26 protein-coding genes are annotated in these 24,630 nt (G+C 43.7%); 11 read left to right on the plus strand and 15 right to left on the minus strand.

Going from position 1 to position 24,630, the window contains the following annotated elements:
* Nucleotides 1-20 precede the first annotated feature (20 nt).
* From MMA19_RS16600 to btuD, 5 genes are all read left to right on the plus strand, one after another.
* Nucleotides 21-647, plus strand: coding sequence for a histidine phosphatase family protein (locus tag MMA19_RS16600; protein WP_006070571.1), 627 nt, complete (start codon nucleotides 21-23; stop codon nucleotides 645-647).
* A 113-nt stretch (nucleotides 648-760) separates the two neighbouring features.
* Nucleotides 761-2,560 carry a M3 family oligoendopeptidase gene (locus MMA19_RS16605; RefSeq protein ID WP_240206708.1) on the plus strand — a complete coding sequence of 600 codons (1,800 nt, stop codon included), beginning with the start codon at nucleotides 761-763 and terminating at the stop codon, nucleotides 2,558-2,560.
* A 187-nt stretch (nucleotides 2,561-2,747) separates the two neighbouring features.
* Nucleotides 2,748-3,776 (plus strand): succinylglutamate desuccinylase, encoded by a 1,029-nt coding sequence (locus MMA19_RS16610; protein ID WP_006070573.1) that lies wholly within the window; start codon nucleotides 2,748-2,750, stop codon nucleotides 3,774-3,776.
* Between the two features lie 45 nt (nucleotides 3,777-3,821).
* Nucleotides 3,822-4,820, plus strand: coding sequence for a vitamin B12 ABC transporter permease BtuC (gene btuC / locus MMA19_RS16615; RefSeq protein ID WP_038228343.1), 999 nt, complete (start codon nucleotides 3,822-3,824; stop codon nucleotides 4,818-4,820).
* The gene (gene btuD, locus MMA19_RS16620) at nucleotides 4,804-5,562 is read left to right on the plus strand and encodes a vitamin B12 ABC transporter ATP-binding protein BtuD (RefSeq protein WP_006070575.1); all 759 of its coding nucleotides are present in this window, start codon (nucleotides 4,804-4,806) and stop codon (nucleotides 5,560-5,562) included. The genes btuC and btuD overlap by 17 nt, the downstream gene beginning before the upstream one ends.
* Nucleotides 5,563-5,677: 115 nt before the next feature.
* Here btuD and MMA19_RS16625 read toward each other — a convergent pair whose 3' ends face one another.
* The 6 genes from MMA19_RS16625 to MMA19_RS16650 all read right to left on the minus strand — a co-directional run bounded on the left by MMA19_RS16625 (nucleotide 5,678) and on the right by MMA19_RS16650 (nucleotide 11,189).
* Complete coding sequence (locus tag MMA19_RS16625; RefSeq protein ID WP_006070576.1) at nucleotides 5,678-5,878, minus strand: hypothetical protein; 201 nt, start codon at nucleotides 5,876-5,878, stop codon at nucleotides 5,678-5,680.
* A 21-nt stretch (nucleotides 5,879-5,899) separates the two neighbouring features.
* Entirely contained in the window at nucleotides 5,900-7,387 is a 1,488-nt protein-coding gene (locus tag MMA19_RS16630; RefSeq protein WP_240206709.1) for a SulP family inorganic anion transporter, read from the minus strand.
* 523 nt (nucleotides 7,388-7,910) lie between these two features.
* The gene (locus tag MMA19_RS16635; protein WP_006070578.1) at nucleotides 7,911-8,483 is read right to left on the minus strand and encodes a nucleoside triphosphate pyrophosphohydrolase family protein; all 573 of its coding nucleotides are present in this window, start codon (nucleotides 8,481-8,483) and stop codon (nucleotides 7,911-7,913) included.
* A 419-nt stretch (nucleotides 8,484-8,902) separates the two neighbouring features.
* Entirely contained in the window at nucleotides 8,903-9,166 is a 264-nt protein-coding gene (locus MMA19_RS16640; protein WP_006070579.1) for a hypothetical protein, read from the minus strand.
* Nucleotides 9,167-9,550: 384 nt separating this feature from the next.
* Nucleotides 9,551-10,126 carry a DUF1415 domain-containing protein gene (locus MMA19_RS16645; protein ID WP_031494765.1) on the minus strand — a complete coding sequence of 192 codons (576 nt, stop codon included), beginning with the start codon at nucleotides 10,124-10,126 and terminating at the stop codon, nucleotides 9,551-9,553.
* A 172-nt stretch (nucleotides 10,127-10,298) separates the two neighbouring features.
* Nucleotides 10,299-11,189, minus strand: a complete 891-nt coding sequence (locus tag MMA19_RS16650; protein WP_240206710.1) for a LysR family transcriptional regulator — start codon at nucleotides 11,187-11,189, stop codon at nucleotides 10,299-10,301.
* Nucleotides 11,190-11,307: 118 nt separating this feature from the next.
* On the opposite strand from MMA19_RS16650, the gene MMA19_RS16655 reads away from it, so the two are divergent.
* Complete coding sequence (locus MMA19_RS16655) at nucleotides 11,308-11,748, plus strand: ester cyclase (RefSeq protein ID WP_240206711.1); 441 nt, start codon at nucleotides 11,308-11,310, stop codon at nucleotides 11,746-11,748.
* Nucleotides 11,749-11,826: 78 nt separating this feature from the next.
* Here the strand turns inward: MMA19_RS16655 and MMA19_RS16660 are convergent, their stop codons facing one another.
* The 4 genes from MMA19_RS16660 to MMA19_RS16675 all read right to left on the minus strand — a co-directional run bounded on the left by MMA19_RS16660 (nucleotide 11,827) and on the right by MMA19_RS16675 (nucleotide 14,821).
* A complete protein-coding gene (locus MMA19_RS16660) occupies nucleotides 11,827-12,018 on the minus strand; it encodes a hypothetical protein (RefSeq protein WP_198557706.1) in 192 nt (63 codons plus the stop codon).
* Nucleotides 12,019-12,348: 330 nt separating this feature from the next.
* Nucleotides 12,349-12,594 (minus strand): hypothetical protein, encoded by a 246-nt coding sequence (locus tag MMA19_RS16665; RefSeq protein WP_240206712.1) that lies wholly within the window; start codon nucleotides 12,592-12,594, stop codon nucleotides 12,349-12,351.
* 140 nt (nucleotides 12,595-12,734) lie between these two features.
* Nucleotides 12,735-13,154 (minus strand): hypothetical protein, encoded by a 420-nt coding sequence (locus MMA19_RS16670; RefSeq protein WP_006070585.1) that lies wholly within the window; start codon nucleotides 13,152-13,154, stop codon nucleotides 12,735-12,737.
* Between the two features lie 455 nt (nucleotides 13,155-13,609).
* Nucleotides 13,610-14,821, minus strand: coding sequence for an MFS transporter (locus tag MMA19_RS16675; RefSeq protein WP_240206713.1), 1,212 nt, complete (start codon nucleotides 14,819-14,821; stop codon nucleotides 13,610-13,612).
* A gap of 104 nt (nucleotides 14,822-14,925) precedes the next feature.
* On the opposite strand from MMA19_RS16675, the gene MMA19_RS16680 reads away from it, so the two are divergent.
* Nucleotides 14,926-15,795, plus strand: coding sequence for a LysR family transcriptional regulator (locus MMA19_RS16680; RefSeq protein WP_240206714.1), 870 nt, complete (start codon nucleotides 14,926-14,928; stop codon nucleotides 15,793-15,795).
* Here MMA19_RS16680 and MMA19_RS16685 read toward each other — a convergent pair.
* The 3 genes from MMA19_RS16685 to MMA19_RS16695 all read right to left on the minus strand — a co-directional run bounded on the left by MMA19_RS16685 (nucleotide 15,779) and on the right by MMA19_RS16695 (nucleotide 17,815).
* Complete coding sequence (locus MMA19_RS16685; protein WP_240206715.1) at nucleotides 15,779-16,501, minus strand: hypothetical protein; 723 nt, start codon at nucleotides 16,499-16,501, stop codon at nucleotides 15,779-15,781. The genes MMA19_RS16680 and MMA19_RS16685 overlap by 17 nt on opposite strands.
* Nucleotides 16,502-16,549: 48 nt before the next feature.
* On the minus strand, nucleotides 16,550-16,780 hold the full coding sequence (locus MMA19_RS16690) for a glutaredoxin family protein (protein WP_006070589.1): 231 nt from the start codon (nucleotides 16,778-16,780) through the stop codon (nucleotides 16,550-16,552).
* A 141-nt stretch (nucleotides 16,781-16,921) separates the two neighbouring features.
* Nucleotides 16,922-17,815 (minus strand): DMT family transporter, encoded by an 894-nt coding sequence (locus MMA19_RS16695; protein WP_088877153.1) that lies wholly within the window; start codon nucleotides 17,813-17,815, stop codon nucleotides 16,922-16,924.
* A gap of 117 nt (nucleotides 17,816-17,932) precedes the next feature.
* On the opposite strand from MMA19_RS16695, the gene MMA19_RS16700 reads away from it, so the two are divergent.
* On the plus strand, nucleotides 17,933-18,415 hold the full coding sequence (locus MMA19_RS16700; RefSeq protein ID WP_240206716.1) for a MarR family transcriptional regulator: 483 nt from the start codon (nucleotides 17,933-17,935) through the stop codon (nucleotides 18,413-18,415).
* Between the two features lie 34 nt (nucleotides 18,416-18,449).
* Here the strand turns inward: MMA19_RS16700 and MMA19_RS16705 are convergent, their stop codons facing one another.
* Together MMA19_RS16705 and aceB are read right to left on the minus strand one after the other, a co-directional pair.
* Nucleotides 18,450-18,887, minus strand: a complete 438-nt coding sequence (locus tag MMA19_RS16705) for a heme-binding protein (RefSeq protein WP_006070593.1) — start codon at nucleotides 18,885-18,887, stop codon at nucleotides 18,450-18,452.
* 102 nt (nucleotides 18,888-18,989) lie between these two features.
* Nucleotides 18,990-20,606, minus strand: coding sequence for a malate synthase A (gene aceB / locus MMA19_RS16710; RefSeq protein ID WP_006070594.1), 1,617 nt, complete (start codon nucleotides 20,604-20,606; stop codon nucleotides 18,990-18,992).
* A 312-nt stretch (nucleotides 20,607-20,918) separates the two neighbouring features.
* Between aceB and gcl the strand changes: the two genes are divergently transcribed.
* From gcl to MMA19_RS16725, 3 genes are read left to right on the plus strand one after another with little or no spacing between them, the layout of a single operon-like run.
* A complete protein-coding gene (gene gcl / locus MMA19_RS16715) occupies nucleotides 20,919-22,712 on the plus strand; it encodes a glyoxylate carboligase (protein WP_236109674.1) in 1,794 nt (597 codons plus the stop codon).
* A 10-nt stretch (nucleotides 22,713-22,722) separates the two neighbouring features.
* Entirely contained in the window at nucleotides 22,723-23,499 is a 777-nt protein-coding gene (hyi, locus tag MMA19_RS16720; protein WP_038228368.1) for a hydroxypyruvate isomerase, read from the plus strand.
* Nucleotides 23,500-23,521: 22 nt separating this feature from the next.
* Entirely contained in the window at nucleotides 23,522-24,421 is a 900-nt protein-coding gene (locus MMA19_RS16725; protein ID WP_200874587.1) for a 2-hydroxy-3-oxopropionate reductase, read from the plus strand.
* The last annotated feature ends 209 nt before the right edge of the window (nucleotides 24,422-24,630 follow it).

Below are 24,630 nucleotides of genomic sequence, written 5' to 3' on the forward strand. Positions count from 1 at the left end.
TGGAGTAACAAGGGAAGGTAATGCAGAACATTTTACTGATGCGTCACGGCAAAGTATCGGCGCCTCCAGCTTTATACGGCGTAACCGATGTTGAAGTTGCTAAGAATACCAACCTAGACATTGTCTCAGCTTTGGCCGCCACACAAATTGATATTCAAAACATCTACTCTTCTCCTTTAAAGCGCTGTGCCACGCTAGCGCAAATGGTAAGTCAAACGATGAATATCGATGTAGCGCACGTCGATGAATTGGCTGAAATGAACTTTGGTACCTTTGATGGTGTCCCATTTGATAAGATGAGCAAACAAGATTGGTTGAGCGTCGAGCCGTTTTGGAGTGACCCGGTGAACCATCCTCTTCCACAAGCCGAGTCACTGAGTCAATTTAGAGCTCGTGTTCTTCACGGTTGGCACAGCCTTCTGGCGTTACTTAGTCAGCCCAATAAAACAACATTGGTAGTTGCTCATGGTGGTGTAATTCGACTGATTTTAGCGGAAGTTGTTGGTTTAGATTGGGCCAATCCAAAGCTCTACTCAACGCTTGATATTGGCAATGCCTCTATCACTCATTTACAGTTTAATTCCGAGTTCCCTGCGCATGTAAAAGTGAAAACGGTCGGGGCCTCTCTACATTCTTTTAAGTTATAACAGTGAGTTACGGCAGCTGTGCCTCTTCGAAGGCTGTCAGCAACCGTTATCTAGGTATCGTGGAATCAATGATGTTTAGGTTTCGCGAAACACTAATACAAGGAAATATCGCAATGAACAAAGCCGTTTGGGATCTATCAATAGCTTATCAAAATCTTGATGATCCAAAAGTAGAGCAAGACATTGCTTTGATTCAACGTTCTATTGAATTGTTGAACAGCCATAGTGGTGAACGTCAAAACGTGTCAGCGATGCAAAATGCGATTCAAACCATGGAGGCGGCTGGCACTTTGTTGGCGACCGTAAATACCTTGGCAAATTGCTATGCCTCTACAGATGCGCAAAATACACAAGCCAAACAGTTAATTGGACGTATTGCTCAGCTCAACTCAGAGCTAGAGCAGGCGTTTACGCCGTATGAAAATACCCTAGCGTTGGCGGAAGTGTCATTCATAGAACAAGTTTTAAATCATGATAATCCTTCAGTCTCCGGGCAAGGTTTTCAAATTGAGTTATTGCAGCGCAAAGCCGAGACTCAGCTGAGCATTGAGGAAGAGCAACTGCTTTCAGCGATGCAAGTGGACGGACGCGATGCATGGGGCAGGTTATACGATAATATTACTGGCTCACTGACCATTGATATCAAAACGGATTCCGGCTCTGAAACCGTAGGATTTTCAACAGCGGCGAGTCTCTTGTATGGTGGTGAATTTGCTAAGCAGCAAGCTGCTTGGGAAGGCATTCAATCAGCCATGAAAGCTAATGAAACGTCGTTTGCTGCCATCGTGAATGCCTTAGCCGGTTGGCGACACAATGAAGGTAAAAAGCGTTCAAAAGCGAAGCAAGAACATTTCTTAGACTCTAGCTTGCGCGAGAATCGTATTCAACAAGAAACACTGGATGCGATGATGTCTGCTGCTAATGAGAGTAAAGCAATAGGTCAGAAAGCGGGAAGATTAATGGCTCGCGTTCATGGACTTGATGCGATGACACCTTGGAACCACCTAGCTGCGATGCCACCATTAAACAGTGGCGAAGCACAAATCTATTCTTTTGAAGAAGGCATCGTGGTCATTAAAGCCGCATTTGAACAGGTCGACCCATCCATGGCGGAGTTTGTTCAAACCATGGTTGATAATGGTTGGATTGATGCGGAGCCGTCAAACAACCGCCGTTTAGGCGCGTATTGTACCAAGCTTGCCGCGACACGCACGCCATTGGTCTTTATGACTTGGGGTGGTAGCCGCTCGGATTTGCTAACGTTAGCTCATGAGCTAGGACATGCTTTTCACAACTGGGTGATGCGTGACTTGCCTCTGTGTCGCACTCATTACCCGATGACTTTGGCAGAAACGGCCTCCATTTTTGCTGAAAATATCGTTCGAGATTACTTGTTAGATCAAGCGCAAACCACGGAAGAGAAGCTAGAAATGCTGTGGGAGGAGTTATCTTCTGCCTACGCTCTGACGATCAATATTCCAGTGCGCTATGAGTTTGAAAAAGCCTTCTATGAAGCCCGAGAAACAAATGAGTTGGACGCTAGGCAACTGTGCGAACTTATGTCGACAACATGGAGTGATTGGTATGGTGATTCCATGTCAGGAACCGATCCATATTTCTGGGCGAGCAAGCTGCATTTCAGCATCTCAGAACTGAGTTTCTACAACTATCCATATTTATTTGGTTATCTATTTAGCCAGGGTGTTTATGCACAGCGTACAACCAAAGGAGAGGCATTCTTCCCTGACTATGTTTCCTTGTTACGAGATACAGGGTCTTATTTAGCTGAAGAGGTTGTGTTGAAGCACATGGGTAAAGACCTCACTCAAGCCTCATTTTGGAATGAAGGAATGGCTAAGTTGGCGTTGAAAGTGGATGAATTTGAATCTTTGCTTGATAGCCTAGAAAGTTAAGAAAGCCTGAAACGTATGTGGTGATAGAGTAGTTATGTCACCACATGCGTAGTGCTCAACATTGATTTTTCGGTAAAATAGGTGTTTTGCCTTAAAGTTACGAGACTTACTTCGATAAACGCGATCATATCCGTATAAATTTATTGAATGTTTCATTACCATACCGCTGTTAGATAGGGAGCAGCGCATGACGAAATCGCTTTTTCGCCAGTCATTTCTGAAAGATACATTGGAAACCGAAACTGAGTTCACTGCAAAATCGCTGAACACTCCAGATGGAGTGAAAATGGAACTGAGTTATCGTGGGGTATTAGAAGTTACCCCAAAACATCTAGACAAAGACAGTAAACACATCATAATTTCATGTGGCATCCACGGTGACGAAACAGCACCGATGGAACTGGTCAGCAAAATGGTGGAAGACATAGAATCGGGCTTTTTAAAGCTGAATGCTCGTTGTCTGTTTATCATTGCTCATCCAGAGGCTACCAACCGACATACGCGTTTTATTGATGAGAATCTAAATCGATTATTCGGTAGTAAAGAGCACGCCGTAAACCGTGAGGTGGCGATTGCTAAGCACTTGAGATTGTTAGTCGACAAGTTTTATCAAGGAACAGAAGAGGCAAGTCGCTGGCATTTGGATTTGCACTGTGCGATTCGTGAATCAAAACACTATTCTTTTGTCGTTAGCCCTCGTTCACGACATGCGGTAAGAAGCAAGGCTCTGTTTGATTACGTTGCGAGTGCGCATATGGATGCGGTGCTGTTATCCAATGCGCCGTCGAGCACGTTTAGTTGGTTCTCCGCCGAGAATTATGGCGCACAAGCGTTAACAATGGAGCTTGGGCGTGTAGCGCGAATTGGCGAAAACGATCTGGAAAAACTGCTTGCGTTTGATATTGCTACTCGAGATCTGTTGTCTGAAGAAACACCAGAGCATTTAGCGAAGCAGCCAGTCATTTATCGTGTGTCACGCACTGTGGTTCGTCACCATGATGATTTTGGCTTCTTGTTTGACGATGATGTCGAGAATTTCACAGAGTTTAAACACGGTGAAGTCTTTGGCCATGACGGTGATAAACCATTAATGGCAAAGAACGATCATGAAGCCATTGTTTTTCCGAACCGCAAAGTGGTGGTTGGGCAACGCGCTGCCTTGATGGTGGTTAAAGTGGCAACCCGCTATGAGGATGACCAACTGGTCTACGATTGATCGAAAAACAGTGGCGTTCTGCATCGCCGCTGTTATGCTTCTCAAATGGAATTCAATCAGTTACTGAATCAAAACCAAAGACGCTGGCGCAAATTGATTATTGCGATGACTGGCGTCTTAGTTATTTTCGCGTTACTCCACCTATCGGTTGGAGAGCTTTTTATTAATCCGTTCTCACCTCAGACCGCACTTGAGTCTCGTCTTCTCTATGATTTGCGTTTACCAAGACTGCTTGCTGCCGCTGCGATTGGAGCCGCGCTCGCGCTCTCTGGTGCTTCGCTGCAAGTGTTGTTAGGTAATGTACTCGCAGAACCTGGTGTCCTGGGTATTTCAGGCGGTGCCAGTTTGGGAATGGTGATCATTTTGTTTGCTTTTCCCGCGGCTGCGACGCCACTGGGTTTTATGTTATCTGGGGTGGTTGGGGCACTTGGCTTCACCTTGATATTGGTGAGTATGGCCAAAACCATGAGATTGACAACAACTCGACTGCTGTTAGTGGGGGTCGCACTTGGAATTCTATCTAGCGCTGTGGTGACTTGGGCGTTCTACTTCAGTGACGAGCTTAGTCTTCGCCAGTTAATGTACTGGTTGATGGGAAGCGTCGGTGGCGTAAGTTGGTATCAACATGTTCTCACGGTGTTAATGATTCCAATAGGCGTCTGGCTATGCCTTCAAGGTAAGGTTTTGGATAAGTTGATGGTAGGAGAAGTTCACGCTAAGCAATTGGGTGTGGATGTAAACCGCGTCCGTTGGCAACTCATCCTTTGTGTATCGCTGTTGGTAGGTGGCTCGGTTGCTTTAGGTGGTGTGATTAGCTTCGTTGGATTAGTTGTCCCGCATCTACTTCGCTTGGCTTTCGGCACTGAAAACCGTTATCTGTTGCCATTGTCTGCGGTAACGGGAGCAACATTGTTGGTGATCTCTGACATACTTGCGCGACTAGTATTGGATTCTGCTGAGCTACCCGTTGGAGTGATGACCACGACAATAGGAGCGCCGATCTTTATTTGGATGCTGGTGAAGAGTCATGATTCAAGTTCATAACCTAACTATTGGCACTAGGTTACTACCATTGACGATCGATATCCCAACGGGACAACTAACGCATGTTATTGGTCCGAACGGTAGTGGCAAAAGCACCTTACTAGCAGCTTTAGCTGGTGTGATTGACTATCAAGGTGACATTGTTATTGAAGGTACGGCGCTGTCGACCTTATCTCTGCCAGATATTGCATTAACGCGAGCGTATCTCAGTCAATCCGCTCGCCCAGCGTTCAATATGCCTGTTTACCAGTTTCTTTCGTTATCCATTCCTGCAAATTGCAGAGATGACAGCGAAGAGGTAAATCGAGCCATTCTATCTATTGTCGAACTGCTTAATCTGGATACCATGTTGAGTCGTACCGTCCATCATTTATCTGGTGGTGAGTGGCAGCGAGTGCGGTTAGCGGCTTGTTGTCTTCAAGTTTGGAAACCCATCAACCCATTAGCCAAATATCTAATTCTGGACGAACCAGCGGCTCCACTTGATATTGGCCAGGAAAAATACCTCCATAGACTCATAGATCTTGTCACTGGACAGGGTACAACTGTCGTTGTGGCGAATCACGATCTGAACGTGACTTTGAGAAGGGCGGACAATGTTGTGCTATTGAGCAATGGTGTACTCGAAGCGGTAGGGAGTAGCCAGCATGTTCTGACAGTTGAGAACATTAACTCGGTTTACAGGACCAATGTGCAAAAGGTTGAGCATAACGGCAGAGCCTATCTTATTTTTGAAGATTAATGATGCCGTTAATAGAATGATCAGCGCATTTGGACGAACAGCCTCATCGTCGTAATAGGTTAGCTTTGTACAGCTAACCTATGCTTAGCTTAATGATTGAACTGAAGAATTAACATTAGTGGTTGAGAGCCACGAAAATCGCAATAACAGATAAAATGGATGGAATTGCGATCCCAAAAATCATCACTTTCAATTTCATCCAATATAATCTTGATTCATATCTCCGCGTTTGCTCCAGTAGATACAAAAGCCGATCTAACTTCATATCTTCATCACCAAAATAGGTAGCGAGTTCTTCGTCATAACGTAAGCTCATTGTTGGTTCTCCCAATGGTGATTAGTGACCGAATGTCATAGTTAAGAAGTTAGGGTTGTCATATTTACCGTATTTTTTGACCAGAGCTTCGGTTTGAGGATTCATCCCGATGACTTCAACTTGATTACCAAGTTTGGAAAAACGTAATACCACTCTATCTAAGGCATCAACCGCGGTAATATCCCAAAAGTGAGCATCTGATAAATCGATTGTGACCACAGGGTGCTCATTGTCATAGCTAAACATATCAACGAAGTCGTAGGCTGATGCAAAGAAAATCTGCCCATGAACCTTATGAGTAATATGCTCTCCATCAACAATAACTTCGTCGACCACATCCATGATAGAGATACTGGCATTGGCGTAAAATACGGAAGCCAAAAGTACGCCAACTAGCACGCCGATGGCGAGATTATGTGTCATAACCACGGATACCACCGTTGCTAGCATGATGACATTGGATTGGAGTGGGTGATGTTTTATCTCGACCAGCGATTTCCAAGAGAAGGTGGAGATGGAAACCATAATCATCACAGCGACAAGTGCAGCCATTGGGATTTGCTTTAAGAAGTCGCCAAGAAAAACTACCATTACCAGCAATGCTACGCCGGCAAATAAGGTGGACAGTCGAGTTCTTCCTCCTGATTTCATGTTAACCATAGACTGACCAATCATGGCACAACCAGCCATGCCGCCCAGTAATCCTGCAACAATATTAGCAATACCTTGACCTTTGCACTCTTTGTTCTTATCACTGGTTGAATCGGTGTAATCATCAATGATGGTCGCCGTCATTAGTGACTCCAACACGCCAACAACTGCTAAGGCAAGTGAATAAGGGAAGATGATTTGCAGCGTTTCTAAATTGAATGGAATATCAGGTAAAAGGAACACTGGTAAAGTATTAGGCAGTTCACCCATATCACCAACGGTTCTGACGTCAAAACCCAGGTAGGTACTGATTAGGGTAATCGCGACAATACACACCAAAGGAGAGGGTAACGCCTTGCCAATTTTAGGAATTAAAGGAAGCAAATAAATGATGCCTAATCCTGCTAGTGTTAGTGCGTACACGTGCCATGTCACATCGGTCAACTCAGGCAATTGTGCCATGAAGATCAAAATGGCTAGCGCATTGATAAACCCAGTAATGATCGATTTGGCGATAAATCGCATCAGATTGCCCAGTTTAAGCCAACCGATTACATATTGAATCACTCCGGTTAACAGGGTTGCTGCCAAAAGGTAATCCAATCCGTGGTTTTTAACCAAAGAGGTCATCAATAAAGCCATGGCTCCAGTAGCCGCTGAGACCATGCCAGGTCTTGCGCCAGTAAAAGCAATGACGACACAGATACTAAACGAGGCATACAAGCCTACTTTAGGATCTAATCCTGCAATAATCGAAAAGGCAATAGCCTCTGGAATCAATGCTAGGGCAACAACAATACCTGCTAAGAGATCGTTGCTGATGTTACTAAACCACTCTTCTTTACTAAAAACTGCCATATAAATGAGTTCTGTCCTAATTATCAAATTGTAAAAAGCCAACTTCGTTTCGCGCGAGCGCAAGTACGAATTTGTCGTTTAGAACCTAAGTTCTTTTTGTTTCGGCTGTCGCCGAGCGTTCATTTTTGGGATTTTGTAGTCACAACCAGATATCTGGGACGATACCTAATCGCAGTGAGTAATCGTGTAATTACTTACATGCCGTGACCAATGCTGTGTTGACCTCAAGAAGGCAAAGATGCCTCAATCAGTCTGCGTATAGCTGTGACGCTTGGGAGAGCGCCGACAAGAGTTATTCGATAGCACTAAGGTATTAAACTAGCGCCAGTTTTTATAAATTTGCATTAGGTTTTTTGCCTTGGTATCGAATGGCTGGCATTGTACGCTCATCTCGTTATGTGCATAGATGCTCAATCATAACTTGCAGTTTTGATAGGTAGAAATAAAGCGAAGGGGTGAATGATTCTAAGGGAAACAAAAATGGCTATCACAAGGATAGCCATTTTAAAGCAAGTCGCTCGGTCTATACCAAAGGAGTTAGATCTGCTGGGCGGTAATAGACGGATTTAAGTACTTTGCCTTTACGAATTGTTTTTGCTTCAGAAACGAAATCTTCAGCACATTTTGCGATGATGTATTCGCCTTTTTGAACGGCCATTAGGGCAATGCCTTGCTTCGCGTAGTGCGCTTCAGTTTCCGCATACTCTTGCTCGTTGCGGCATACTTTGCTCATGTTACTAGAGTGGATTTCATCCCAGCATTTGATGAAGTCGATGTCGCGGTTGGCTGCTACATGCAGTAGAAGCTCAATAAGGTAACTGATAGCCACGTTATCTTCTACTTTGCTGTCGCCAAGGTGCACTAAGCGACCCATTAAGACATAAACAGAATCGATGATCGCGTCCGCTTGTTCGACTTTGCTGTCAGCTTCGGCCAACTCAGTCATTTCTTCGATAGCAAGAGAGCTATGCAAAGTATCCGCTGCATCATCTAGAGAATTAGAGTCATTTACTGGTAGGTCAAATGTAGTACGGAACTCAGTGATATCACGATAAAGGTGATCGAAAATCTCTTGGGTAAGTTTGGTTAATTTCATCGATTTCTGTCTTTTGGTATAGGTTTTACGATCCTATCAAACACCATAGCTTTTCGCTAGCAATGCGATATATGCGTATTGTAGATATAAGTGTGATTGAATTATCACTATTGCTAATTTGTGTGTACACTTTGTTCACGATCTAATCACTGTAAGATTGAATAAGATCATGATTGTTATTAGAATTATTTCGATCCCCAAAACAAGCTGTGAATTTCGACCAATCGGTGTCATGTATACGAGAACGGGTTGGTCTACAGTTTCAGAAAGTACACGTACTTTTTGGAAAACGTCGTTTCGGAATTAGGGTCCCGAGTCGTCGTACTTAAAGGCCACCTTTCGAGGTGGCCTTTTAACATCTTGTACTCAATAGCGCAGTAAAATGGGCGTTAACTAGACACAAGTTTGTGTTGGAAGTGTCATCTGTCAGTTGGCAGTTCAGTATAAAAGTCATCGAAATTGCCCCATAGTTCTAGTAACTGATACACCTCTTTTTGATTAATAAACTTACTATTCACATGATCTTTGCCATCCAAAAGCACGAGGTAGTGAGGCGTGACTTGGTTTGCTGTTGATATGGCATTCCATTGGGCGAGAATGCTATCGGAGCAAGCGTTAGAAAAAGTGGCAAGTTCGATGCCTGTTTCTCCAACAGTATTGTAGATAGTTAGAGATAAACTCATATTAAAATGCTGAATGAATAGAGTCTTAAGGATAGCTGTAGTGTATCAGTAGGCATGAATACTACAAAGCAAAGACTTGTCAGAATTGTATGGCATTTATACGTGGAAAAGTTCGCCCACTAAACTAACAGCATAGTGGGCAGACTAATCACTTTGTTGACTCTATTTGAGCCGTAGTTTGGGCTGCGTTGTCATGTCCCATTTGATCCATGATGTCGTAGGTCACAAAATAGGTGACAAGCAGAATCAAAGGGATAAATTTAATCCAAGGTTTCATGGTGGTAGTCTCATCAAATCAATTAAGGTGAAACTACCACTGAGTTAACGGTTTCGATACGACTAAAATCGTAATGTAAGGTTGACTTGAGCAGAGCTTGAATTTGATCAATGACCAAATAGATATGGGAACAATTGTTTTCTTTCCGATTCATTTAGAGCGCTGACGCGATCAATATTATTATCTGGGATCGCTTCCGGATTCGGGTAGTGCTTTAGCACTCGCTCCATACTTTCTTCTCGAATAAGGTGGAAGATAGGGTAGGGAGAACGATTGGTCAGATTTTCTGGGTCTTCTGGCTCTGCACCACCAAAGCAGTAATCTGGGTGGAATGTCGCGACTTGGTAAATACCTTCCCAATCATTTTGTTTGATAAGCGCTTCGACCCAATCAATAAAGAAGTTATAGTCCATAAAGTCTTCAAGCATGTTCGGAACTACAACCAGCGTGGTCTCGAGATCAGTCACTTCGGTTTGCTCCAATAACATCAGTTCGCCCAGAATATCTTCTAAAAGACCTTCTTCATTATCGGCCAGACTAACAAAGGTTTTGATTTGCTTGTTTCTTTCAGGTTTAGCGGCAAAAGGGCAAAGGTTTAAACCAATAACCACATCTTTCAACCACTGTTGAACTTGCTGCTCGATCTTTACTACTTCTTCACGTAAGGGTCTAATTTCTTTCATATATATTCGTAATCAACACATTGTTGTTATTCAGTTGCTTAAGCCGAGACATCAAAAATCCAACAGCTGAAGTGAGATGATGCTCGCATCTATTTGGTTAAAGCGTCAGTTCGCCACATGCTAATGCAGTTGAGGCGGATTTGAAACTCTTTTGGATCACTGTCAATCATAGTCAATGCTTTAAGAAAGCTCTAAGTTCCTCAATAAACGTTCTGACTTTTCGAGGTGTATTAACTCGTTCTCGATAGAGTGCGTACACTGCCCGGTTTTGTAATTGGTAGTGGCTGAGCACTTCGATGAGTTTACCATCAATGATTTCTTTTTTAGTCAATTGTCTTGGGAGCATAGCGACACCAAAGTGGTTGAGCAGCGCCACTTTAATGGCTTGAACACTATTGACCGAAATCGAAGGCGAAACCTCAATGTCGTGTTCTTCTATGCCCTTGCGAAAACGCCATAGAGAATAGTTTTTAAGATTTGGGTCTTCAACTACCCGATGAGACAATAAGTCTGTTGGATGTAGAATCGGCTCATGATTTTGCAAATATTGTGGTGACGCACAGACAATGCATTGGTTTTCAGTGAGTTTCGTAGCAACAAGATCTAGGTCTTGTTTGACTAAGTTACCCGAGCGGATGGCGACGTCATAGCCTTGCGAAGAGATATCGTTTACTCCGTCATCAAGGAGTAGGTTAACTTTAACTTCTGGATACCTAGTACAAAATTCGCAGATGAATGGCATTAACATGATTTCGGTAAGACCATTCGGTGCGAGAACGTTCAACGTACCCGACATTGCAACGCTATCGTGCCTAATGCTGTCGTTCAGCGTATCCAACTTAGTCACTAAAATATTTGACTCAAGGTAGTAGTGTTTACCTGCATCAGTTAAAGACAGTGTTTTCGTTGAACGATTCATTAACCGCGTACCTAGATGATTTTCTAGATCTCGAATGTTTCGGCTAACCAGAGATTTGGATACGCCTAATTGCTTTGAAGCACCAGTGAAGCTGCCTTCTTCAACTGTACTGATAAACGAGCGCATAAGTGTAAGTAGATTCATGGTTCTTCTTATTGTGTACTAATTGTTGACATCCTATCCACCTTTTAAAGTCTATTCAAATCTACTGATGCTAATAAAATAACAATAAAAACAAAGGTAAAGTAAAAGGAGAATAAAGATGACAAGTAAACAAGTTCAAACAATTAAAGACTATTTTGAATTTTGTGTTGATGGAAAGGCAACAGAGCGTGTGGGCGAATATTTTGCGGCTGATGCTTTGATCCATAGACCGGATTGCGGAACAACATTACGAGGGCTTGAAGAGTTTGAAGCTAAGCTCAAATCTTGTGTTACTGAACGGTACGAAAGTGTGAAAACAACGTTTCAAAGAGTCATCGAGACTGAGGGCGAAGTAGTCGTGGCGTTAACGCATAAGGCTGAAAATTCAAACACGTGGATGGGTTTTGATGTGTCAGGAAAAGATGTGACATGGACTAGCCTTACCTATTTCCGTTTCAATAATGAAGGCAAAATAATCGAAGATATTGTTGAACGAAACGAACTTAGTATGGCTAACCAATTGGGCTTACACCTAGATGTCACCAAAGAGCGTAATTAACACTTACAGCATAGAATTCGAAGTATTTCTTTGAGTCAACAAAGTAGAAAGCCATCTTGTATAAGATGGCTTTTATCGTTAATCGGATTTTCTTTCTACCTCCGCAGGACAAGACTTAGCTAGTGGGACTTCAACGACGTAGTCACGACCGTTGTCATCGTAATGGCAAATACGATGATCACCATTCTTAAACTCATAGTCGTACTTGACTGTGTAAGCGAAGGCTAGCGGAGCAGCTAGTGATAGCGCTAGAAATATCAGTTTTTTCATAGGTACTTCCTCCTTGTTTGTCTTTGTTTGATTGACACTTGTAATCGCTTAAAAACAAAAAAACCTTAAGTGAGTAATTCCATGAGAGTGAGAAACGCTGGAGCTATCAAAAGAAGAAAGCAGAGCCACATCATCGCAATGGCCAGACGCTCAACACAGTCAGTAGTGCAGACCTTGAGTAGGGTCTTTGTGAGCGGGTGGTCTAAAAACTTAACTATGCGCGCCATATCAACAAGCATTGAGCAAGTAATACGTTGTCGTTGCGACAGCGCAGGCAGAAAATAAAAGTAGGATGAGTGCGAGCGTTTCTTTATCCATCTTCTTATGCCGCTACTGACTAAAAAGTAGCGCTTTTGAGAAAAAACGAGTGAAACCGCATTTATCGCAACAGAGATGTGCATATTCAATGTTGCCCATCGTCACCGTATAGATAGTATCTGGTAGAGCCGAAATATTGGAATAGCGACTATTGATCTTTGGTGTTCGCCAATATTCAGAGCCACATTGAGAACAGACAGATTCGACTTTCTTTTCTTTCAAACGGTCATATAGTTCATTTATTGTTAGTGTGTTCATAACTAATACGTAGATGTTCTTTTGAGAGAAAAATAAGATAGTAGATCTCGTATTAGCCAATTGTTAACTAAACATAACGAGAAAAAAGAGAATACTTGAATATTGTTATTGGTCATGTTTGGTTTCTTCATTATTGATGTTCATAGATCTTTTGCACATCTAACATCTTTCAAGGTTCTTATCGTCGGTTCCATTACGGGAATTTGCCTTTTGCGAAAGACCTTGCGATGTTTAATTACTTCAGTGATAGATTGGTGTTGAGAGATATTCCCGGTATAGATGACCTTAATGTCATGACACAAGAACCAACCACCGATAAAATCGCCGCTTAGCCTTGTCAGCAGCTTATGCGACGAGGCTTTCTTACTTCGTCCAACATGCCCTCCAAATGACATCAAATCACCGTTAGATACGACACACCAATACACTTTGCTCACTTTTCGGTTTATGAATAGTGTCCCGTCGGGGAAAAGAGGTGGGGCGTTCTCACCCAATAAGTTCTCTATATCAGGATTGGTAAGAATTTGGAAAGGTTTGCGTTGTGCTGTAGCGCGTCCCATTGTTTACCTCTCATAAAATCTTCGTTTTATGTTAATTTTGATTATATAGGCTGACATGGTTTGTTGATTAATTAACTATTTTTACTGTTATTGTGATTATATTGTTAAACGATTTTTGCTTATTTGGCTAATGGTTTTAATAGTCCTTGTTATACAAAACTTTCAATTTATCGATCTTGTGATTTCATATTTTAAAAAGAACCCTCTAACAATTTTTCATGGAAGTTTGTTAGAGGGCTAATACACGGATTCGTGTAGAATGTTAGCATTAATATTAACGGTGTAGTTCGTTAATAACTCTGTGAGTTGTTGGATAGCCACAAAGTAAATAAACCTTAAACAATTAGTTAAGGTTTGTAACGAGAAAAGTTATTAACGTTATTTGTTACTTACATTAATATTGATTACCGTTGGTTAGTATGTGCCCAACGGTAAAGGAAAGTTTAGGAGAGGATTTAACGAGAGTCTGCGACAAGTGCCGTAGTTTGCTCTGCTCGATCTAGCTTGGAAAGTTTCCAACACAATGCAAACAGGACAAGGTATAAGGCTAATCCACCTTCAACCACAGAAGTCCATTTACCGTGTTGCCAACAATACAGTAAGAAGAAACCTCCAATACTTCCGCCGACGTAATAATGCACAAGATAAAGTGCGGTAGCCGTTGCTTTGGCGGTAGTCGCTTTCTGACTTACCCATGCGTATGCCAATGTATGAGTAAAAAACGCGCCGCCGCTGATGAGAAGTAGCCCGACCAACATAGCAGGAATGCTCTCTATTATTGCGACTAGCATACCAAGTAAGCTGAGTGTCGTGCCTAGCGCCATTCCAAGAATTGGCGAGAAGTGAGCGCGCCATTTGCCAGTCCATTTGGAAGAAACCGTACCCGCTAAGTAGCAAAGGAAGATCAGCGCAGATAGCGTGACTGGTAGATTATGCGGATCCGCCACCAATCTAAACCCCATCACAGAGTAGAGATTGACGAAGAGCGCAAAGTTAATACCGCCGATGATCATTGCAACCCAAACTATCGGTGTAGAAAGATGAGTTAACAGGGCTCGGTTGTGGTGAAAGAAAAGGCCACGTGTCGGTTTGAAATGTTGCTGCTTCGGCAATAGCAAGGCGACAATGATGACGCAACCTAATGTAAAACTGGAGATAATTAGCACCGCGGTATGCCAATCAAAGTAGCCTGTGAGTATACCGCCAGCAACACGCCCCGCAATACCACCTAGTGAGTTGGCAGCGATATAGCCGCCGATAGCTCGAGTAAAGGCTTCACTGGATAATTCCTCTACCATATAGGCGACGGCTACTGAGGCAAATGCTGCTAAGGATACTCCCATACAAGCTCGCAGAAACACGAGTGTCGATAAGTTATCGGTTAACAACATCAAATAACCGATAACAGGAATCGCAAATAAACCTGCGAGCATAACGAACCGTCGGCCTAAGCTCTCCGAAGTAATAGCCCAAGGTACTAGGCATACCGACAGCCCTAGCGTAGAAGCAGCGAACACCCAGTTTATTTCAGTTTCAGAGACTGAAAAGTGTATAGCAAGCTGCGGTAGGATTGGTTGGAAGATATATAGATTACAAAACACCAAAAAGGAGCCGAGGGCTAATGCCCAAGTTATCTGTTGGTATTGTTTCGTATGCAGCTCTATCACAACCTGATTCTCTATAACTAAACGATGCTTATGTGACCAAGTTAGCACTCAAATATGGATTAATGAAATATATTAATGCTATAACTTCGATATATTTTATTAATATGGATATTAAACAACTTAAGCACTTTCTTGCCGTCGCAGAACACCAAAACTTTACCCGAGCAGCCCAAGCGGTGGCCATTGCTCAGCCTGCACTGAGCATTTCTATCAAGAAGTTTGAGCAGCAGCTCGGTGTACAGCTTTTTTCTCGCGTCGATAAACAAGTTATGTTGACACAGGAAGGTCGAGTATTACTGCCTCATGCTCAGAAGGTTCTGCGCCAAATTGATGATGCCAGCCTAGCCATTGATGAGATGAAAGGGTTATTAAAGGGCGAAGTTCGTTTGGGGACACCAAGTATGATGGGGTCCTATTTTTTTCCAGAAATAGTCATGGCATTTAAGAGTGCCTATCCCAATCTCAAAATGACGGTTATTGAGGCAGGGACACAAGACATCAGAAAGATGTTACTCCATGGAGATATCGACCTCGGTGTTATTCGCAATACGGACGTGCCCGGTGATCTAGAAGTCGACCAGATCTTTTGCTCTGAAATGGTCGCGGTAGTCAGTCAAAACCACCCATTTGCAAATAAACAATCATTAGATTTTGACGAGTTTTTCGATGAAGAACTGGTGATGTTTAAACCCGGATATTTCCACCGCGACTTTATTGATGAAGAGTGTGAACGCCGTAATATCGAAGCGAAGTTCTCGTTTGAAACTAATCTTCTCCCAATGATTTTATCTATAGTAAAGCGTGAGTTTGCTATTACGGCATTATTGGAGTTGGTCACAGGGCATGAACCAGAACTTAAGGGACTGTCGTTTGAGCCGCCAGTATTCGTCGACCTTGCTCTGGCTTGGCGCAAAGATGGGTACTTATCGCGCGCTGATAGGACTTTTATAGACTTTGTTAAGAAGCATCTTTGATGCAAGTACTCGAAGTAGGTAGCCGAGTGAGCACTTGCCCGATAGACGTTGCGGAATAAACAGAATGGTTTATGTCTTGTTGTTTATTGGTGACCATACCAATCAAAGCCATATTCACACCTATTTGGACGTAAATAGGTGTGCCAGAAAACACCTGAGTCATATCACTGCATTGACTTATGGTCATGTCGCTCAGATTAGATGAGTCAACAAAACAGGTTTCAATGGCAAGTGCTGCACGAGCTTGATCATAAACCAACAATTGAATCGGCTCGTTCTCCCATTGAACGGTAGAGGTGTCGACAAGAGCAGCGATATCCTGGTGACAGCCTAACTGAGAACCCACTTCAAGAATGGCCCAGTCATCTCGCGCCGTCATCTTTTCGACGTTCTGGTGATCGGTCTTTACTGAAGTCGCGTGAGCAAAATCATAACGTTCATCTTGGCCAAATAGCGCGGTTAGACGAATATCTCTGAGTGGATAGAAGCTGCGAGAGGTATAATCGTAGATACAATGAGCCGGTGTGATTAACGTTTGGTTGGCAATTTGGGTGGCGAAACAAGTGTGTATCGGCGAAGGCTGACTGCCAATATGAACTAAATACAGTCGTTGATTGATGATCCTCGCTTCATCCAAGACTTTTAGACTGTCCCCATAACTGAAAGCGGTAACGAATCCAATTAAAAATACCCACCAATTGTTCATACTATACTGCCTCCCGACATTGATAGAGGCAGTATAGGAAATGATATATTAATTGCTTTTGTACATACGTTCGAAATTCTTTGGGTTCCAACCAACCATATATTGGTCACCAATTTTCAGTACAGGAAGAGAACGAGCTCCAATCGCATCTAACTCTTTGCGACCACGCTGCATCTTTGCATTGGTCAGGCGGTATTTATAACCCTTGCTGTCCAAATAACGCTGAGCATCTTTACAGTGAGGGCATTTGTCTGAGACATACAGTACTAATCGTTTCACAAGGATTCTCTTTTGGTAAAAACAGCCGCCTATAGTACGGTTCTGACTATGTTTGTAAAGTGTTAGCCTCGGAAACAACAATGCTCGGTAGAAGCTGCCGAGCATTGTATTAAACGCTTTTGGGAAAACGGTATCTTGTAATTATCGGTTGGCTAGTCGCGTCACACGATGCTGTTTTATCGCCATGATCATTTGTGGAATCAGTGAGGTTATTATCATACCCATCATCAGAATGTATTGAGTATGCGTGAACGACTCACCAAGTAGCATTAGGCCACAAACAATGCCTGCTATTGGGTTTGCGATACCACCGAAAGTGAAATCTACCACTGTCATCCGCTGTAACAGCCATACGTACATGCCGTAACTTAGTGCGGTATTGAGACCAACGACCCAACTTAAACCAAACAGGTTTCGACCATCAAAGTTCTCGATGACCGAGACATAAGTTTCCGGTGCAATTGCGGCGTGAAAGCCAGAAGCAATCGCTAAGATTGCGCCGCCTAAGATTAGCTGCCAAGTTAATATTGTCCACCAGTGAATTCTAGTGCCCAATGACTTAGTGATACTACTACCCGCGACAATACACATAATCGCTGCAAGCATTGCGCCTAAACCTATTGGGTTAAGGCTGATCGAACCTGGCGAAAACAAGAAAAATGCCAGTGATACCAGTGCTAGACCACTCAATGCTTGTGACCAGCTCGGACGGTGTTTTTTTACCAGCCATTGATATAACATTGCGAAAACAGGCACCGAAACCATACCTACGCCTGAAATGGCAGACGGCAAGGTTTGCGCCATCACAAATATCAAACCAAAGAAGGTGGCGATGTTGATAAGACCAAGCGTTAGTAATACTTGCCATTCACCTTTTTTAGGTAAAGTCGGCTTAACCAGCAGTAATAATAAACCTGCTGGTAGCGCTCGCAGAGCCCCTAACAAAATCGGCGGCCAGTCTGGTAGCGTAAATTTGGTTACGGCATAAGTTGTACCCCAGAAAAAGGCGGGGATCATTGCCAAAAGTATGTTCATTTATTTTATCTTTACGTTAAGATATTTGCGGACACTCTAACGACAAATTGGCTGCCTGTAAAGTATCTTTATGTTAAACTAATTTTTCTTGATGATTAACCAGTGGATGAATAAGACATGGATGCGATTGATCGCGTAGTAGAGCAGTGGGCAAAACAGAAGCCTGAGCTGGACACAGAACCTATGGCCATGATGGGGCGGCTAATGCGCATTGCCAAATATATGGAAACCAAAGTGGCGGATTTACACAAAAAATACGACTTAAAACTTGGCGAATTTGATGTATTGGCAACCTTGCGACGTAGTGGAAAGCCTTATCGTTTAACGCCGTCAGAGCTAATTAACACGATGATGCTTACGTCAGGAGCGATGACCAATAGATTGGATAAGTTGGAGTCCAAAGGATTAATTTCGAGAGAGCACAGCAAGGCGGACCGTCGAAGCGTTACGGTGCAATTGACTCAAGATGGCTTAGTGCTGATTGATAAAATGATCGAAGAACACGTCGAAGTGCAAGATGGACTGGTGAAATCTCTTTCGGCTTCTCAGAAAAAACAGGCAAATCAGTTGTTTAAAATTTGGTTAAGCCAGTATGAATAAGCATTAAGGCCCTAATTCGTTAGGGCCTTATACGTTAAGCGGCTACCTCATCGCTGTATAAGTTGGCACAGTTAATCCCTTGAATAGCGCAGCGCTCATCAATATCAGAGAGATCGCCACTCACGCCAATAGCGCCAATCACGTTTTTCTCTTCGTCTCGAATAAGCAGTCCGCCCGGAACGGGAACCATGTTACCGTGGGCAAGTACGTTAACCGCGGAGATAAATGCAGGACGAGAATCAGCGTCTTGCGCTAGTTTTCGGGAGGAACAACCTAGCGCCAATGCGCCCCATGCTTTGGCAATTGCAATGTCAGGTCGCATCATGCTAGACCCATCTTGTCGCTGCAAAGAAATCAGTTTTCCTCCATTATCAAGAACGGCAACAGTCAAAGGCGCACAGTCGTCAGACAGTCCAGCTTCAAATGTGCCATCAATAATGGTCAGTGCTTGTTGTAGAGTTAAACTTCCCATGTTATCTCCTCGTCTCATAGCTTGCGCTATTCGTACCTGCTGCCTTAAGCACTTATTCGGACTAAGTCAGCAGGATTTATGCGTACTTTGCCAACAGTTTGGTTAAAGTAACGAATAGCTTGGAAGGGTCAGGAAGTTAGCGAACTGTTTTGCTGTAGAAAGCTCATAAAAAAGGTCAGCTGTTTCATCAAAGCGTCCTGCAGCATAACGTGCATCGCCAACTTCCTGTTTAATCGTTTTTAGCTCTTGGTAGAGCCAAGTGTGAAAGAGTGATGATGTAAATACTTGGCCATCATCCAGAGTGACACCGTGGTGGATCCACTGCCAAATGTTGGCACGAGAGATCTCAGCCGTTGCGGCATCCTCCATCAGTCCATAAATTGGTACGCAACCGTGCCCCTGTATCCATGCTTCAATGTAGTAGAGAGCAATACGAATATTCTTGCGCACACCCGCTTCATCACGCGTACCTTCGCAAGGTTTTAATAGCGTCTCGGCAGTAATGTCTTCCGATGGACTAACATAATCAAGTTGATTTGTTTTCCCCTGAAGCTGCTCGTCAAACACCGACATCGCAAGATCAACCAATGCAGGGTGCGCGACCCACGTGCCGTCGTGACCGTTATTCGACTCGCGTTTTTTATCTTCAATGACTTTCGCTGTTACACGTTCCATCTCTTCAGGATCTTTTGCCGGAATGAAGGCAGACATCCCGCCCATTGCAAGTGCACCACGTGCATGACAGGTTTTAACCAGTAATTGGCTGTAGGCGTTTAGGAACTCTTGGTCCATACCGATGCCGTGTCGGTCTGGTAAAATTCGGTCTTTGTGGTTCTTCAACGTCTTAATGTAGCTGAATATATAGTCCCATCGACCACAGTTCATGGCCACAATGTGGTCCTTCATTGCATACAACATCTCTTCCATTTGGAATACAGCAGGTAGTGTTTCGATAAGCACAGTCGCTCGAATTGTTCCTGTTGGTACCCCGAAGTAGCGTTCAGTAAAGGCAAATACGTCATCCCACCATTTCGCTTCTTCCATGCTTTCCAACTTTGGAATGTAGTAATAAACACCTAAGCCTTTGTCTGCACGAGACTGATAGTTGTGGAAGAAATACAACGCAAAATCCATTAAGCACCCGCCAATCGGCTGGCCCTGATATTGAATAGATTTTTCTGGTAAATGAAGTCCGCGAGGTCGAGCAATTAATAGTGCTGGATCACTATTCAATGAGTATTGCTTGTCTTTGGTGTCGTCGTAATAACTGATGGTTCCAAGGTTAGCGTCGCGTAAGTTGATCTGTCCCTCTACCATGTTTTGCCAGGTCGGGGAGGAAGCATCCTCAAAGCAACACATAAATACTTTTGCGCCGGAGTTCAGTGCATTAATGACCATCTTTCTATCAACAGGACCGGTAATTTCAACGCGACGATCTAATAGCGGAGCTGGCGGCGGGCTAACCTTCCAACTCTTGTCATCTCTTATTGATTTGGTGTCCTTGCGAAAATCTGGTAGCTCGCCCGCATCAAAGGCGGCTTGTTTGGTTTCACGGTCTTGTAGCAGTTGAGTGCGTCTACTGCCAAAGTGCGCAACTAACGTTTCTAGGAAGGTTAGGGCGTCGGAATTTAGGATCGCTTGATAAGCTGTGGACTGGGTATCTCCAATTACCTTAAGACAATCTGCTTGTGCTGCGTCCATAACTTCATTAAGTGCCATTGTTCGTCTCCTTTAAACAATACTTTCTTATTTTGTATACAAAACTGTATCCGTGTATTTACTTATATTGGAAAACAAACAAATGATCAAAGGGTATTTAACATTAATTTATCATCGAATTTTTCTGAAAATATTTTTACGTAAAGATATTTTATATAAAGCATTATTTGTTAGGAACTACGGCGTAAGTGGTCACTTAGTGTATTAACTCTATGTTGCAAAAATGTTGATTTTGGGGTTGCGATTCTCTGGATATGGTTCATAGTACACAATATGGATTTGAATTGTATACAATCTGAGAGGGATATTAGAATGGCGAAAATGAAGGCAATTGAAGCAGCTGTAGCCGTACTAAAGAAAGAGGGAGTAGACATTGCGTTTGGTGTTCCGGGCGCAGCAATCAACCCCATGTATGCGGCGATGAAACACCTAGGTGGTATTGACCATGTGTTAGCCCGCCACGTTGAAGGCGCATCACACATGGCAGAAGGCTACACACGAACTAACCAAGGTAATATTGGTGTTTGTATTGGTACATCGGGACCTGCTGGAACGGATATGATCACGGGACTTTATTCTGCATCGGCGGACTCGATTCCGATTCTATGTATTACTGGGCAAGCCCCTCGAGCAAGACTGCATAAAGAAGATTTTCAGGCGGTAGATATAGAATCTATTGCCAAACCAGTAACAAAGTGGGCGACCACAGTACTAGAGCCCGCTCAAGTGCCACGCGCATTTCAAAAAGCATTTCATTTAATGCGTTCAGGTAGGCCTGGCCCGGTTCTTATCGATTTGCCACTAGACGTACAGCTAGCTGAAATCGAATTTGATATCGATACCTACGAGCCACTTGCGGCATACAAACCAACCGCAACTCGCGAGCAGGCAGAAAAAGCACTCGATATGCTGTGTGCTGCCGAAAAACCGGTCATTGTTTCAGGTGGCGGTGTTATCAACGCAGGCGCATCAGAATTGCTACAACAGTTTGCGGAACTGACTGGTGTGCCAGTGATTCCAACGCTGATGGGCTGGGGTACTATCCCTGATGATCACGAGTTGATGGCAGGTATGGTGGGTCTTCAGACGGCACACCGCTATGGTAACGAAACGCTTTTGAACTCTGATTTTGTATTCGGTATTGGTAACCGCTTTGCTAACCGTCACACCGGTTCATTGGATGTGTATACCGAAGGCCGCAAGTTTGTCCACGTAGACATTGAGCCGACTCAAATTGGACGCGTATTCTGCCCGGATCTTGGTATTGTGTCGGATGCCAAATCTGCATTGGAGCTATTAGTCGATGTTGCTCGCGAACGTTCATCAAAAGGTACTTTACCTAATCGTGCGTCTTGGGTTGGTGAATGCCAGCAGCGCAAATCCAGTATGTTGCGTAAAACGCACTTTACGGAAACGCCAATTAAACCAATGCGTGTTTATGAAGAGATGAACAAAGCATTTGGTCGTGAGACTTGTTACGTCAGCACGATTGGTCTATCGCAAATCGCGGCGGCTCAGTTCCTTCATGTATACAAGCCACGCCATTGGATTAACTGTGGCCAAGCGGGTCCTTTAGGCTGGACTGCTCCCGCTGCGCTGGGTGTGAAAGCCGCGGATCCAAACCGTGATGTTGTCGCAATATCAGGTGACTATGACTTCCAATTTATGATTGAAGAGTTAGCTGTGGGTGCGCAGTTTAATCTTCCATATATCCACGTAGTCGTTAACAACTCGTATCTTGGCCTAATTCGTCAGGCACAACGTCAGTTTGACATCGATTATTGCGTGCAGCTTGCGTTCGACAATCAGAACTCTCCAGAACTTGAAGGGTATGGTGTTGACCATGTGAAAGTGGTGGAAGGGTTAGGCTGTAAAGCGATTCGTGTAACACAGCCAGAAGACATCCAAGATGCGTTCGTTCAGGCAAGAGAGCTGATGGCGAAACACAAGGTCCCTGTTGTGGTTGAAATCATTCTAGAGCGTGTCACTAACATCTCAATGGGGGTCGAAATCAACGCTATCAATGAATTTGAACCACTAGCTGAAAATGCAACGGATGCACCAACTGCACTGTCGTCACTAGATTCGTCAAACTCACAGTCTTAAGGAGAAAATTATGCCAAAATTCGCAGCTAACCTATCGATGCTGTTTAATGAAGTTGACTTTCTGAGTCGATTTGAAAAAGCGGCTAATGCTGGGTTTCACGGAGTAGAGTATCTGTTTCCTTACGATTTCACAGCAGAAACTATTAAGTCGGTGTTGGATGACAATAATCTAGAGCAGGTTTTGTTTAACCTTCCTGCTGGTGACTGGAATGCGGGAGATCGTGGTATTGCGGTCGACCCAAGTCGCATCGAAGAGTTCCAACAAGGGGTGAGCCAAGCGATAAGCTACGCCCAGACTCTGGGCTGTAAGCAAATCAACTGCTTGGCAGGAATTGTTCCGGCAAGTGTGACTGAGCAAGACGCGAGAACGACGTTCGTAATCAACCTTCGTTATGCTGCTCAGCAACTGGAAGCGGCAGGCATCAAGTTGGTGATTGAAGCGATTAATACACGTGATATTCCAGGCTTCTTCTTGAACACCACAGAACAAGCGAAATCCATTATTGAAGAAGTCGGTAGTGCGAACCTATCGGTTCAATACGACATATATCACATGCAAATTATGGAAGGCGACTTAATTCCGACCATCACCAATAACTTATCGCAAATTTCTCACATTCAATTGGCTGACAACCCGGGGCGTCATGAGCCAGGTACCGGTGAAATCAATTATGACTTTGTATTGAGAGAACTTGACGCAATGGGCTACCAAGGTTGGGTGGGCTGTGAATACAAGCCGAAGACGACCACTGAAGAAGGTCTTTCTTGGTTAAACGCTTTTCAATAATTCGATACGTTAAGGAGAACACATCATGAAAATTGCATTCATCGGTACCGGAATTATGGGTCAGCCAATGGCTAAAAACCTGCAAGCGGCAGGTTACGAATTGGTATTGTCGGATCACTTCAATGCTCCACCGGCTGAACTGGTTACTCGCGGCGCAACAGTATGTCACTCACCGAAAGAAGCGACTGAGCTCGCTGACGTTATCATTCTAATGGTGCCAAATACACCACAAGTTGAAGACGTATTGTTCGGAGCAAGCGGAGTGGAAGAGGGGTTAGCGGCAAGCACGTCTCAAAAGTTAGTGATTGATATGAGTTCAATTTCGCCAATCGCGACTAAGTCATTTGCTAAACGCATTAAAGAAAGTGGTGCACAGTATCTAGATGCTCCGGTGTCAGGTGGTGAAGTGGGTGCTGTTAATGCAACACTGAGCATTATGGTAGGCGGCGACCAAGAAGCATTTGATCAAGCTCGCCCACTGTTTGAGAAACTAGGCAAAAACATCACGCTTGTTGGTGATAGTGGCGCAGGCCAAACATGTAAAGTCGCTAACCAAATCATTGTTGCACTTAATATTGAGGCAGTGTCGGAAGCCCTTGTTTTTGCATCGAAAGCCGGTGCGGATCCAGCGCGTGTGAGACAGGCGCTATTGGGAGGCTTTGCAAGTTCTAAGATTTTAGAAGTGCATGGCGAACGTATGGTAGAAGGCACATTTGACCCTGGCTTTAAGATTGCGCTTCACCAAAAAGATCTAAACCTTGCGCTAACTGGAGCTCAAGAACTTGAAGTCGCGTTACCCAACACTGAAAACGCGCAAGCACTGTTTGGTGAGTGTGCCGACTTAGGTGGTGAAAACTGGGACCACTCTGCACTAATTAAAGCAATAGAGGCTCGCTCTAATCATTCAATCCGTAACGAATAATGATTACTTAGGGCCATGATTTCCGCATAAATCGCGTAGTTTTGTCTCCTTTTATACGCGTTCCCGAAATCGTGCAGGCAGTTATTGGAGTTAAAGGGCTTCTAACTTCAACATTAACAGGCGCTGTTTGTATCGGTTTTGGGATTTTTTACCTCTCAGTATTCCCCATAAGTTTTGGACTTATTCTTTGTTTTCATTAAGATTAACTA

The sequence above is a fragment of the Vibrio sp. CyArs1 genome (assembly GCF_022432925.1).
Lineage (GTDB): Bacteria > Pseudomonadota > Gammaproteobacteria > Enterobacterales > Vibrionaceae > Vibrio > Vibrio mediterranei.